Origin of the sequence: Tenacibaculum sp., assembly GCF_048269885.1 — a bacterium.
Lineage (GTDB): Bacteria > Bacteroidota > Bacteroidia > Flavobacteriales > Flavobacteriaceae > Polaribacter.
On sequence record NZ_JBLWTZ010000038.1, the window covers coordinates 1 to 13,757 of the forward strand.

12 protein-coding genes are annotated in these 13,757 nt (G+C 35.4%); all 12 read right to left on the minus strand.

The window, feature by feature from the left end; translation table 11 throughout:
* Positions 1–382: 382 nt before the first annotated feature.
* The gene (locus tag ACN0WY_RS16895; protein ID WP_394608597.1) at positions 383–934 is read right to left on the minus strand and encodes a hypothetical protein; all 552 of its coding nucleotides are present in this window, start codon (positions 932–934) and stop codon (positions 383–385) included.
* A 1-nt stretch (position 935) separates the two neighbouring features.
* Positions 936–1,769, minus strand: a complete 834-nt coding sequence (locus ACN0WY_RS16900) for a hypothetical protein (RefSeq protein ID WP_417801129.1) — start codon at positions 1,767–1,769, stop codon at positions 936–938.
* The gene (locus ACN0WY_RS16905; protein ID WP_394608594.1) at positions 1,753–2,793 is read right to left on the minus strand and encodes a hypothetical protein; all 1,041 of its coding nucleotides are present in this window, start codon (positions 2,791–2,793) and stop codon (positions 1,753–1,755) included. The genes ACN0WY_RS16900 and ACN0WY_RS16905 overlap by 17 nt, the downstream gene beginning before the upstream one ends.
* Complete coding sequence (locus tag ACN0WY_RS16910) at positions 2,774–3,466, minus strand: pilus assembly protein (protein WP_394608593.1); 693 nt, start codon at positions 3,464–3,466, stop codon at positions 2,774–2,776. The genes ACN0WY_RS16905 and ACN0WY_RS16910 overlap by 20 nt, the downstream gene beginning before the upstream one ends.
* Position 3,467: 1 nt before the next feature.
* Positions 3,468–6,104, minus strand: coding sequence for a CS1-pili formation C-terminal domain-containing protein (locus ACN0WY_RS16915; RefSeq protein WP_394608592.1), 2,637 nt, complete (start codon positions 6,102–6,104; stop codon positions 3,468–3,470).
* Between the two features lie 123 nt (positions 6,105–6,227).
* Positions 6,228–6,764: a hypothetical protein gene (locus tag ACN0WY_RS16920; RefSeq protein WP_394608591.1), complete on the minus strand. Its 537-nt coding sequence runs from the start codon at positions 6,762–6,764 to the stop codon at positions 6,228–6,230.
* Positions 6,765–6,849: 85 nt separating this feature from the next.
* On the minus strand, positions 6,850–7,464 hold the full coding sequence (locus ACN0WY_RS16925; protein WP_394608590.1) for a hypothetical protein: 615 nt from the start codon (positions 7,462–7,464) through the stop codon (positions 6,850–6,852).
* A gap of 37 nt (positions 7,465–7,501) precedes the next feature.
* Complete coding sequence (locus tag ACN0WY_RS16930) at positions 7,502–8,116, minus strand: hypothetical protein (RefSeq protein ID WP_394608589.1); 615 nt, start codon at positions 8,114–8,116, stop codon at positions 7,502–7,504.
* A 674-nt stretch (positions 8,117–8,790) separates the two neighbouring features.
* The gene (locus ACN0WY_RS16935; protein WP_394608588.1) at positions 8,791–11,412 is read right to left on the minus strand and encodes an Ig-like domain-containing protein; all 2,622 of its coding nucleotides are present in this window, start codon (positions 11,410–11,412) and stop codon (positions 8,791–8,793) included.
* Entirely contained in the window at positions 11,396–12,061 is a 666-nt protein-coding gene (locus tag ACN0WY_RS16940) for an EAL domain-containing protein (protein ID WP_394608587.1), read from the minus strand. Before ACN0WY_RS16940 ends, ACN0WY_RS16935 begins: the two co-directional genes overlap by 17 nt.
* A gap of 265 nt (positions 12,062–12,326) precedes the next feature.
* Positions 12,327–13,049 (minus strand): hypothetical protein, encoded by a 723-nt coding sequence (locus ACN0WY_RS16945; RefSeq protein ID WP_394608586.1) that lies wholly within the window; start codon positions 13,047–13,049, stop codon positions 12,327–12,329.
* 510 nt (positions 13,050–13,559) lie between these two features.
* On the minus strand, positions 13,560–13,757 hold a 198-nt coding region (locus tag ACN0WY_RS16950; RefSeq protein ID WP_417801130.1), incomplete at its 5' end, for a DmsC/YnfH family molybdoenzyme membrane anchor subunit.

Consider the following 13,757-nt stretch of genomic DNA (forward strand, 5'->3'; position numbering starts at 1 on the left):
GGTTACATTGCAGGGCATAACAACCTCGAGATATAAGCTTATAAATCATTGTTAATAATAAAATCAGTATATACTCAGCCCCTTTAAAAGGCAGCATAACGAGTTCTCATAGTTGTAAAATAATATATGAAAATCCCTGAAACTTTTCAGTTTCGGGTTTTTTAGTTGGTTGAATTTAAAACGATTAAGTTAAATTAAACCAAATGTGAAGTGCATACCATAAAACACACCACGGCCAAAGATTTCAGCAGCAACCAACGCCACCACACAACGAGGCTATAAAAGCGCACTTTATTGCTCTCTTGATTGTAGAGTTAAAGTTTCATGCCTGTCATTAATGTTCTTGCTTAATGATAAAAACAAGCACCTTTAATAATCACTGTTATATAAATTTTGGAACAGAATACAAATTAATAACTCGACTCAAATCAGCTTTACTTAATCGACTAAGTGAACCTGATGGCACTGAAAATACCATATTCATGAAATATTCTGATTCATACTTACCTAAAGAGCGAGATAATTCGTCAAGCATTTGTTTATACGTATAACCATGAATAGGTTCTGGTATGACTGTATCATTTTTCCTTTTATACGGTCGATGTATACCCATAAATGCACCTTGATATGCGTGCTTTTCCTTTCCTGATGCGAGAATTAATAAACATGCAGATGAACAATAGGTTTCTGTATAAGTATCGATATTATATTTTTTAACTAATGCTGCAACTTCTAATGCCCCCTTTACCGAGCCCCCACGAGACTGAAGTAAGAGGCCATCATAATGCCTATAACTCAATTGCTTTTTAAAATCAACCATTTCATCACGACTAATACGTCCGTTTAATACTAAAAACGCTTCCCCGTTATCAACATATTTATAATCGGCTGTAAAACCTTGAATAGAAAAAAAGATCGCTATAAAAATAGACAAACTAATCGGCCTTAACATTTATATACTCACCACTTGTTTCAATTTTATAAATATTACATTTTGAGTTAGGAAGTGACGCTAGTACCTTATGCATTGTATGAATGTTTTTATACTTATTATTCCCCATCATACTGATAGAGAAATCACCTAGTTCAATAGGTATTGAACCATTAAAAACAGCAACATTATTAATAATTGGTATCTTAGCTGAAAATTTCTTATCTATAATTATATTTATCTGTGTCCAAGTATTTTCTGGATTTAGATCTTTTATTAAGAATCTGAAACTATCGGTATTTTCGCATTTTGGTGGTATATGTGTCTCTATATTTTTTCGTGATATTGATTCATTCGGAGATTCAACGAAAGGTACCACGTCATCTTCAGAAGACAGAAAGTGATATTCGAACCCTAAACCAAATAAGTAATCGGGTTCAGAGCTCAATTTATAGCCGTTGCGAATGACAAAATGTGAACTATTAGTTATAAGATAATGTAATTCAAGTCCTATGTTCGGTTCAACCCGACCATCTGAAAATTGCGCTCCGAATGTTGGGCGAAGAAGATAATTTTTAGCAACATTAAAGTCATACGAAGTTATAATGCCTAAATATGGTTCAAGTTCATTATCATCAGATTTTGTAAGTGTCACCTGCCCACCAAAATCATTCATGTGATAACCAAAAAGTAAACGAGAATATGCATGCTGAACATCACTATCCCCATCTTTAGAATCAGAATATATGCCAGTATTAATACCTAAACTTAAACCATCGCCTGAAGCCAGCGCATTAAAACTTAGGCAAGAGAAAATTATATTAAAGGTCGATTTCAAATAAGACTTTAACCGCATCTTTATACTCTCCTTCTTCGACTTCCCCTGCTTCTAAGTTTTTAAAATTAAAATCAAGATAGAAATTCATATTATCACCAACATAAGGAATATTTGAATATTCGTCTATTCGATTACCATTATATATTACCTGAGGTCTTTCACATTGCTCACACCTTAAGTTATATGGTATGGAATCATCAGAATCAGTATGATTCAAATTAAATTCATCTGGATTTCCCAATGATTCAAATGTCATTTTTAATCCCGGCTCAATATGCCCTTTAACATTCACATTAAATTTTGTACTACCTGAAACCGTATGCTGGGTCGTATCATAATCAAGTTTAAACACCCCATCACCATCAATAGTGACAGAGTCTAAAAATGACGGAGTATAATTAATAACAATAGTGACTGATATCATAGAGGTTTGGTAACTTTCCACCCCACTATAACTAACCATATAAGACAATGGTAATTGAACATTGGTGTAATATAAGCCAGAAGGAACATTCGCTTCCTTAAAATCCTGAACCAATGAATTTAATTGAATACTGCTGCGATAAAACTCAAATGGCTTATACTTATTTTGAGAACTCAAGGATTTTTCAGCAACACAAGAGGTCGAACCGACCAATGCATAGTAACCTGCCGGTGAAGACTCATAATTACAATGATTATAATTAGCATTTGCGTCAATACTAGAAAATTGCCCACCATATCGAAACTCAACCCCAGTGTGTTCAAACTCAGTTTCTACTGAAGCACCAATCGAAGATTCAAAAACAATCGAATTTTGGCTGCTCTTATTAAACGCAGGCCGCCATTCATAAACGGGATGAACATTAGCATTAGCAGAGCTTTCCCATATCATTTGAACAATATTGCCATCAATGACATTCGCATTTTTCCATTTAATTTGATCTCCAACGATATCTGCATTCAGGGTAACCGCAGAAGCACCGAAGGAAAAAAAGAGCAAAAAAAACAGATAATAGCAATATTTAAATAGAAACTTCTTCATTAACTTCTTCATTAGCATTAATCACATTAAATTTTATATGGGCCTTATTACGAACCTTCTCCGGCAACTTAAATTCTTTAGTAGCTCCAGACAATAATTTATATTGATATATGCAATCACTTGAGAACTCTTTACTGCAAACATTTAAAACAGCATTAAGCATCGTATTACTATGATTAGAAAACTTGAACTTATTATCATTCAATCGTTTAATACTGTAGTTCAAATTTGGTTTTTTAGCTGGGTCCATAAAATAGACTCGGTAACCAAATGCAACAGCCACGGAAGAAACTTTACCCTCACTATATGGTACAGGTGTAATATCGACAGCATAAACTTGGTCACTATTATATTCACACTTGTCAGGTAAACATTTGTTTATCATTCTAATAGTCTTTTTTTCACCTGGTGACAACACTAGTTGACTAGGACTAATTGAGAATGTCCAATCTTGTAAATTATCTTTACTCAGTTTAGTAACAACTTTTTTACCATCAACATATTCAACCTTAGCCATTTCTAAGTTTATGAACATATCTTTACCATCATTATTTTCTATGACAATCTCAGCAGAATGTGTATCTGGATCAGCAGCTTCAAATAAACTACTGACTGCAATGGCGTTTGCATTAACACTGAATAATATAAATAATAAAACACTTAATAATTTCACTTTACCACACCTTAGAATACTTACCATCAAGATCACCCGAAATCGCATATTGTTGAAGCTGATTTAAAAATTCAATTTGATTTTTATTCTCTTCAGCATTCAGCTTTGCAAAAATATGTTCTTGACCATTAAATTTATAACTAAAGATATCAACGTTAAGATTATTTAAACTCGTTGACATGCCATCTAAAAAATTTTTCTCAATAATCCCAAGATAATAAACTTTATCAGAATCATTCCCAAGACCATGAACAACCAATTGCATTCCATCAACTTGTTCTTTGATTTGCGGAAAACATCGACTAACATATTTACTATCGTTATCAAAGCTAAAATTACACATCTGATTATTCGACGTAAGTTTAAAATTCTCACCTTCTTGTACAGAGATACTGTAAACACCATCGCCCACACGACTAACACTGACACAACCATCACCGACACAATCAACGTCATTTAATGGCGAATCATTGAAATCTTCGAAATAGGTTAAAAACGTTTTTACCTTCTTAAGTTTATTATCAACCGTCTTAACCGTACCGGGGTAACTATACATTGAACCAATCGGCTTACTTTCAGAGTTAAAACCACTTACTTCAGAGTCTAAATTAAATTTATATTTAGAATACTCATCTAAACCTATCAAAGTATAATTATCACTCACCAACTCTCGACTATTGCTGCCCGACAAAGAGTGAACATTCACCAACCCAAGATCACTGCTATCTATATTCTCAGATACATCATTATTCAAAATCAGATAAGAATTCGAGCGTTCAGACGTCATATAAATATTGTTATTCGTAATCACTGATGTTGACTCTATATCTGCAGAGATATTTTGATAATCGTCATCCGAAATATTAGCAAATGCATGTGCATCAAAATATTTACTATTTGCCGAAATATCACCACCAATTGACATTTGTGAATCATTTCCATCTAGATATTCAGCAGCATTTAATCCAGCATTAACCGTCATATCTTTATTTTGATAAACAGAATCGTTGTATCTAATGTTATTTGTTAACCTATAGCCGGTTAAATTAGAATGTTCAAAGCTAGAGCTATAATCGAAAATATCACTTAATGGAATAGAAAATGATGTCGTTATTGTCCTTTCATCTCTTGCACTACTAGAAAAATCCCTGGTTGAAGTATATCCAACATCTAAGCCCACATTCACAAACAATGTAGTATGAAAATTAGCTGACAAATTTAAAGTATCAATGTCATTACTTTTATATGCAGTATTATTATTCTCTTCATAGTATTTATTCACATAAAAGCTTAAATTACCAAATCCAACATTAGTTGAATATGCAAGTGTTAATTGGCTATAGTCTTCATCGCCATATCTCGCACCCGTCAAATCACTTACATCACTATCATTTAAGTGCAACGATTCATAATCAAGACTCATTCCAGCCCAATTTCCACTCAAGCTGTACAAATAGCCATCATAAAGATATGTTGCGTAGGCTGAAGCATTAAACGAACCATCTATATACTTTACTCCAGAACCTATATGTACGGCGTCATCAGAAGCCTGTAAGCCCGCTCCGACTAGAATCCTCCCCTCCCATAATTGCAACACACCTGACGAGTTGAAATAATTTACTTCATATCTATTTTCACCTCGTTCAGATTCAGCATTTGAAAGTGAAAATGCATAATCATATCCTCTAAGCGATGTTTGTGATGCATTATTATTTATTCGCTTGTTATAAACTTCTTTTGCATAACCATTAGGTTTTAGTACAAGTTGAGCAGAATAGTTACCTTTAGGCAATCGCTTATAATCAATAGTTTTTTGCCCTTGTCCGACAGAATCACTATATATAACACTACCATCACGAAGCAACTCAACAGTACCAGGGGCTTTCATATCAAAATAAATCTTCTTGCCATTATTGATATCTTTTAACAGTAAATTATCATTGGAAAAAAGAGAGACACTATATTCATCAGATCCTTGGCTATAATCCATTAAACTTGTTGAATTATCGATCAAAGATGTATATTCCGAATATCCAACTACCAGTGAACGCCCCTGCAGGTCATATTGATAGCTTGCCATTTGAACATCATAATCAGAATTATCTTCATCGATGGTAAAATCGCCATTAAAATTAAAATGACTACTCGCCAAACCTAATGTAGCCTCTGTATTTAAACTAGCATTGTAACTACCATTATACCCGTTGGAATAAAGTCGATTTGTTAAAATCAAGGCGTTTGCATCAGGCTGCATACTAGTAAAATCTAACTGACCTGTTTGCTCTCGCATATATGAAGCAGGCACACTCACCTTTACCGTTTTATCATCATAGGAATACATGGCCTTAACATCAGATGCCTTATCTGAATTGATAATTGAATTTAAAACACCATCAATCTTTTCATCCTTGACACCTGATTCCCGCAAAGCATTTGATAATTTTTCGCTGTCAACGATAGTTTTGACCTGCCTAAAGTTCGACTCAACTTTGATCACTTCCTCAGTTTCGTTTGGCAACAAGAAACGTAATTCATTTTTCTTAAAATCATAAAAGTGCTCAAAACCTTCAGGAATATAATTAGCTTTAGCAAATGGGATAAAGCCAATAGCAATAGCAATAGCAAATTGAGAACGCACAAGAACCCTCCGAACAATGGGCACAGAATATCGAAAACAGAAAAAACAAAAACAACAAAGTGAAATAAAAAAAAACACAGAATGCTAAATACTTTCCATGCCCATTTCTTTTACAGTCTTATATTAAAAATCCAAACCAGCTATTAAAATTGCTTTTCCTTTACAACGGTTTTCTTTAATAGAGACTTCACTTAGAGTATCGAATGAAATAGTGAAAGGTTTTATTACGCCAAGCCCATTATCCATTGGTTCTAGATCATCAAAAAAAACAGTGTTTTCTTCATCTAATTCGACTTCACCAAGAATATAATGCGCAAAGTTTTCAGCACTTACTTCACCATCTGCTTTCTCGCAAGTACTCGTTAACTCTTTAGCTGCAATGCTATAACCTGCAGGAAATGTAGAGGGGACATCCGTTTTTAAGATTAAGTTCGTTTTAACTGGCATTAACTCACCAGTATTGTTATTAACTTTAACCTCTAAACTCGGTTGTTCAAATTTAAAAACATCAATGGTATAAGAGAAAAATTTTTCATTCTCTATCGTTGTTGATAAATTTATAATTTTCAAAATGGAATCTGCAGCTAAACTATGATGACTAAAAAATAAGGCCATGAATAAACACATAGCCTTACAATCCATACCAAATATAAATTTCATATTTTTGAACCACATACAAACCATGAAAATTAAGAACAGTGAACAGCATCCATGCTGAACAATTATCATCCATCAATATCAATAATTACGGCACAGCTGCAAATGCAACATCTGCACGAATAACCGTCGTTGCTGTGATTGTATCACCTGCGATGACATTCGGCAGTTCACCACCCATACCGTTTTCTACTTTCCAGCTTGTTTTCCATGCGTCGGTAGAATTAAGCTCATAATCAGCACCAGGCGTAACTGGACCCGCAATCGCGACAGTCTCAGTAATTTTCGCATCCGCACCAGTTAAGTCGTAACCTTTTTCAGAGGTGAAAGTCACATTTTCCGCTTGATATGTAATAGAAACAGGAACTACAGCACCAGTATCTGCACCAGTAGAGTCTAGACTCACACCAGCACCAACTTGACCAGAATCTGCATCATACTGACGAATTTCTAATGGAATTTCATCAGAATCAAACTTCCCGTCATTTTGAACAGTTAACACACCATCACGTACTGCACCACCTTCTGCACCGGTCATCGTTACCCACGCACCAGGTACAACAGTTGGAATCTGCGCGACCCAGTTAATTTCTGCACTAGTAGTATCAATATCACCATCATTAGGTGTCGCACCTAACTCAACAGCAAATGTATTAAATGCCACAAGACCTAGCACTGCGGATGCGATGATTGTTTTTTTCATTTGTATTACTCCGTTATTATTTACTATATAAATTTAATTATTTTGCCGCGAACTCAACATCTGCTCGAACGACAGTGGTTGCTGTGATTTTATCTCCAGCAATAACCAAAGGCAGCTCACCACCTGGTTTATTCGAGATCGACCAAACTGTTTGCCAACCCTTTAAGCCAACTTGTTCGTCATACTCCGCACCAGGATCAATTTCTTGCATTAAAGCTTCTTTCTCCCAAACAGCTGCAACCACCCCGGTAGTATCAACACCCTTTTCAGATGAAAAACTAACGGGTTCAACCTGATAGGTTATTTTACTTGGCACAATACTTCCCGGAGTAGCCTCTGAAGGGTTAACCTCAACAGGCCCTCCGATCTGCCCCGAATCAGCGTCATACTGGCGAATCTCTAAAACAACATTATCAGATTCAAACGACCCATCATTTGCCACACTGAGCACGCCCTCCTTAACACTTCCGCCATCAGAACCAGTCATGGTTATCCAATTACCGGACACTACTGTTGGAATATTTGCGACCCAATTAATTTCAGCACTTGTGGTATCAATATCACCAGACTCAGGTAAACCATCCACCCCAACTGCAAACGCTGCTTGAGAAAGCAAACTCATTACAGCCACACTGGAAATCTTCTTTATCATAACTGCATAACCTCTTTGCATGACATCAACCACGCACAACCCCGTGGTAAGGAGTGTCATTATCCTTCTTTCGAAAATAAATTCCCTAGCATCTTTAATTTAAAAAAAATACACACTGCCAATTAACTTGCCACAAATTAAAACCTGCCAATTCCAATGTTTTATATACAAACAAATTAGGTTAACTAATATCCGGTAACCTACTGTATTTGTGTATGACATCGTTTTTCTAGCCGAATAATGTTAATGGCTTTATTCTTTAGAAGAATAACCATTAATCTCGTAATCACTCCACCACAAATACAATACAGCCGCAGTGTCCAGCATATTCCATGTGAGAGATGTTTTTTAATTAATCAAATACTACTGTGGAAGTGAGTCGCTTCTGTAACATTAATTTATACTACAACTTTATTGATTTTAATTTCAGCAATTCACTAGGAGCAGTGATACTAAAATCAGTGATGCAAATTATTTTGGATGAGTGCATAAGCAAGATTCGGTTAAGCTCGTATAAGCAAAAAAGGGGGGGAGAAATAGCATTTTTATTTAAAGAAATCCGAATAGTGAAAAAACACAATAACCCATTGAGCTAATGAAATTAACTCAATGGGTTAAGGAAAATATGGGCTAATTATCTAAAACAACCTCAAATTTAATTTTTAGCTTTCGTTTTATCGGCCACATATTATTAGCTTCGATTTTACATCCATATTCAAATCGCGCAGAGATCCACTGTCAGCGTCTACCCCAAGTACCTTTGAATATCCAGCAGTACAAGTGGGGCCCCAATTTCCTACCGTTTCTTTATAACCAGTCAATCCAAAAATATTAATATAATAAGTATTATCACATCCATATTTCACGCTCTCTTTTTGCCAAGATCCTTTTAGGGTTTTTATATTAGCTCTCGTCCAATCTTCTAAATCATCAAGAGTACCTACAGTACCCAAGGGTGGGTAACCATAATAAGAACATTTCCCTGCTACAGCACTATTACCAACAGCTGAAGGCAACACAATTTGAACATAGGGATCCCACAATACCGATAGATGTGTATATGAATGACCGTCCAAGGATGCTGTAACCGTACAAACCTCCGAAGTTCCCCGTACTACATAGTTTATTGCTGAACCACTTTCATCGGTCCGAACATCGTCATCAACGACTGAGCAATCCCCTGCAGTTGCCACGAAATGAACGAAGATATCGTCAACAGGAATACCATCAGCATCTTTCACTACCGCTTCTATAATGGCTTGATTGTTGCTATTTATTCCTGTCTGCTCAAAACTAACTATATCGCCGCTTGGGGTATAAGTATAAGTAATCACTTGAGATGCCTGTTGCGGGAAATCAGCATTTGTATAACTAGCCGTTAATATGACAGATTGATTTTCTACTAGGCCTTCACCAGCATAACCGATATCTGCATTGGCTTCTCCGAAATCATCAGTATTGACCGTTGGTTGAACAACCACTGCTTTTGGATCATTAGTAGTAAAGTGAACAGCTTGATCAGACACTAAGTTTTCATTGGCATCAACTAATGTCGCTTTAGCCTGGTTAACCCCCCCTTCAACCGGCTGATTATCCTTAATTACGTCTAGGCTCAACACCGCTGTAGCAGGATCAGCGACAAATTCGACATTCATTGAACGTTTACTATTGTTAAACGCAACGGTTACGCTAACCGTTTCAGCCTTTAAATCACTGATACTAAAGTATGCTTTGCCGTCAGCATCCGTTGTAACATTGACGTCCTCAATCTGGGCAGCACTATCACTATTGACACTCGCCGAGATGACCTGACCTTCAACTGGTTTACCATTCGACGTGAGTTTTGCTACAACCTGAGCAGTGTCCACGCCATTAGCAACAATAGAATCTGTACTGGATTCTTCAGGTAAAATTTCAAATCCCCCTTCGACAATACACGTTACGTAATAAAAATCATTTCCGCTTGTTTTAGACACACCAGTAGATAAGTCAACTACAGTATTAATATCACTAGTCCAATAAGGAATATCAACAGGCCAACCTTGTTGGATTGGTTTGGAATCAGTATAAAAACTTAATAATTCACTTTCTGTTGGTAATCGACCAACTAGTTGGCATAATTGTGAGGCTTGGGAAAAATTAAACTCTGCAACGCTCGCTCCTACGCTATCTGCATTTGCACTAGCGAATATAATCCCTTGAGACTGCGCCTCAGATAACGTCAATGGTGCTTTGAATAGACTCAAATCTTGAATGATATCATTCCACGTAGCAGCTGAATTAGGGTCTTGTACTGAAAGTCGAATCAGTGACACATCAAAGCCACCATGGTGGTCTGTCACTACAGCATTGACATAAAAGTCACCAATATGCTCTGCCACAAAATCAAATGCTTTATTTTGTAAATCTTCCGGATTAGTTAGATTCACCATTGCATCAAAACTATTGACATAAATAAGCTGCCAGTCATCATCAGAATTAGTGACATATGGAGTCAAATCTACAGTGGTGCTTTCTGAAACCAAAACAGGTTCTTTAATCACAATCGTATCTTGAATATCAATTCCTGCTTTCACTTCATCTGCAACCGTAGCGATAACGGTACCAGCAAGCACATCACCATTCGCATTTTTCATGCTGTACATGATTGGCTCAGACCCCAGAAAACCCGGGGCAGGAGTATATTCAATAATGTTATTTTCAGTATCTAACTGAACTTGAGCAGTACTACTGGTCGATAAAACGGCAGTATCCAATGTATAACCGTCAAGATCAGTAAAATCACCCACTTTATTGAGCTCTTTTTCTACATCGATCTTAGCTTCCTGGCCTTGGTAGGCAACATAACCAAATGGAGTCAATTCAGCTTGCTCGACATCGTCAGAGACAACCACACGGCTAATACCACTTATTTTTCCCACTAACTCTGCATTTGAGTCTGTTGAGTTAATAAAATATTCGTAATCACATACTTTGTTATTATCTGTTGTAATGACAAAACTCGAATCATCTTGACTTAAAATCTTACAATCAGAATCTGAAGTTAATAACTCAAGCGAACTCACTTTAATTTCTGTATTTGCAGATAGTTCAACTTTGTCGGTTAAATCAACACGATATTGCCCACTTTGCTCTTTTTTTGCAAAATCATAGCTATCCTTTGAATACGCCGTTACATATTTTTGTTCACCAGAGCCCGTACTACTGGAACCTAACTCTGTATTTTCCTCTTTATTACAGGCAGATAGCATAAATGTGACCAAAAGAATGGCAACCAGTTTAGTATAAAATTTCATTTCTCACTTTCTCATTTTTAAAGTAAAAACCTTGAGCAAAACATCCGCTTTCATAAGCAAAATCGAGCTGTTCTGCTGTCTCAACGCCTTCAATAATCACATTAAAGTTGAGCCTCCTGATAAAAGTAATGAATTCTAGCAACAATGTCCCACCGTACTCATACAGCATCCAAAAAAGATTCTTATCTATTTTTATCGTATCGAATATTCCTAACTTTAATAACGAAAAGTTAGCGCCACCCGTTCCAAAATCATCAAGCCAAAAATCCACACTCATTTCATTAAAGGTGTTTCTAAAACGAATAAAAACTTCACTACCTATAAGATCATAACAACATTCATTAATTTCAAATACTATAGATATTCTTTTACCTATACTTTCAACTCTAGATTTCAAATACAAATGTAATAATTCATTGACGATCATACTTCGATTGATATTTATACTTACTTTAATTCCTTCAAATGCTGATAAATAATCAAAAGTTTGCTTAATAAGATTTAATGCTTCAAAAGGACTTAACTCTCTAAAATATTCATCTATCTGATCATATTTTATGCCTTCAGGCCTAGACAATACTTCATAATCACAATGCCCATGGCTGGACTTTATTATTTCCAAGCGAAAGTTGTAATGTCTTTTATTCATAATCATATTGCACCTTAAAAAAACTAAGGACACAATAACACCCTTGGCCAAATAAAATTAGCAACAGCAATTAATCAACAAAAAGAAAAGCTAAAATCCTTAACATTCATACCGTTATGATTGTCAGAATTCTCAGAGTAAAATATGCAGTCTTGCATTAAGCTAAAAATAACCCCATTGGAAACAAGCTCAACCCAATCAAATCTAGCGATATATACAGGACTAAATCCAGCAGTCTCTTTATATACACGTACAACCTCTCCATTCAATACATTTCTATATATTTTATAAACTTTCTATCTCTAAAGGAAAAATATATACTTCTCACAAACTCTTTATTCACAGCGACATATGACATCATGCTACCCAGCAAAATATGGAAATACTCTCGACAAGAATAATAACTAACATTTACAAAGACATCACTATCATCTATTTCTAAATTGGTAAGCTCACGAAAATCTTTATTTGGATTAAGTATGAAGGATACGTGAGATAATAGATAATTTGACTTTTCAATGCTTATTACAGTTCTCTCTTTAATTGGATTTAGAGAAGGTTTCATATTAATAACGTCAGAGTAGAAATCCAATTGTTGGTAAAAGCAACCAAATTTTTCCCAATATTCTTTAGTCTCCATAGTCTCCAAACACACTTCTGCATCCATAGACATATTAGAGTAATAGTGTAGCCGATGATAACTTTCATCTAATTCGTCAAAAATATTTTCAAACACATTTAGAGCTTTTTTAGCAATCTTAGGTTTATCCAAAATTCGAATAAAATCAACTAATGGTAGATTGAAAAAAACAACTAACAATAACTGCTTGTACAATGTTGGTGAAGATACATTGTTCACCCAACGACTAAAAGTGACATCATCCAAAAAAGCAAACTCAACATGATACAGCTGCAGCCTTGCGATAATCTCTTTTCGCTTTAGCCCACAATCACTCTCTAAACATGATAAAACTTCTGAAAATATCATCTTACATGCACCATATGTAAAAACTCATACACTAATGTGTAATATAGAAAACTAAAAAATGTTAGGCATTGTTACAATTAAACCCAAAAAAAACATTAGCAATCAAGGAAAGGAGAAATCTAAAAGCGCTAAAAGCGTGAGGTTTCGTCCTGAAAATTTAGTTAGTCAGATTATGGAAAAAATCAAAATAATGATTGCTACCAAATAGCTAATAGATAAAAGCACTTCAGAACACAGAGGCAGATGATCATAATTTGATCATTACTGTCTAGCTTATAAGGGAAGGAAAATGTTTATTACAATAATTAAGGACATGATTTATAAGGAAGGGGATTCGTTGCTTAAGTTCAAATTCAGTTAAACAATCTTATCATTGTAGAATAAAGTGTAAAAAACCGCCGGTAAATAGCTTGTAAATTAATCATGCCCAAGTCCTTGCGATTGATCGTTCTAGACAAACGATCTGATCGCGACTTGGGCATTTAGTTCATTTCTTATTCGTCACTGTGACTAAATCAAACCAAAAGTAAAGTGCATACCATAAAACACGCCACGGCCAAAGATTTCTGCGCCAATTAACGCGACTAAAGCCAGTAAGCTATAAAAGCGTACTTTATTGCTTTCTTGGTGTGCCGATACCGACCACAATACTACTGCAATCAGCATCAAGATACATTGCGTCATGATCATGCTTGAGTATTCCGTCAA

What these genes read in the sequence shown, in the direction of transcription:
- ACN0WY_RS16905 (WP_394608594.1), bottom strand. Translation starts at nt 2,793, where the DNA reads ATGAAGAAGTTTCTATTTAAATATTGCTATTATCTGTTTTTTTTGCTC.
- ACN0WY_RS16920 (WP_394608591.1), bottom strand. Translation starts at nt 6,764, where the DNA reads ATGAAATTTATATTTGGTATGGATTGTAAGGCTATGTGTTTATTCATG.
- ACN0WY_RS16930 (WP_394608589.1), bottom strand. Translation starts at nt 8,116, where the DNA reads ATGATAAAGAAGATTTCCAGTGTGGCTGTAATGAGTTTGCTTTCTCAA.
- ACN0WY_RS16935 (WP_394608588.1), bottom strand. Translation starts at nt 11,412, where the DNA reads ATGAAATTTTATACTAAACTGGTTGCCATTCTTTTGGTCACATTTATG.
- ACN0WY_RS16945 (WP_394608586.1), bottom strand. Translation starts at nt 13,049, where the DNA reads ATGATATTTTCAGAAGTTTTATCATGTTTAGAGAGTGATTGTGGGCTA.
- ACN0WY_RS16925 (WP_394608590.1), bottom strand. Translation starts at nt 7,464, where the DNA reads ATGAAAAAAACAATCATCGCATCCGCAGTGCTAGGTCTTGTGGCATTT.
- ACN0WY_RS16940 (WP_394608587.1), bottom strand. Translation starts at nt 12,061, where the DNA reads ATGAATAAAAGACATTACAACTTTCGCTTGGAAATAATAAAGTCCAGC.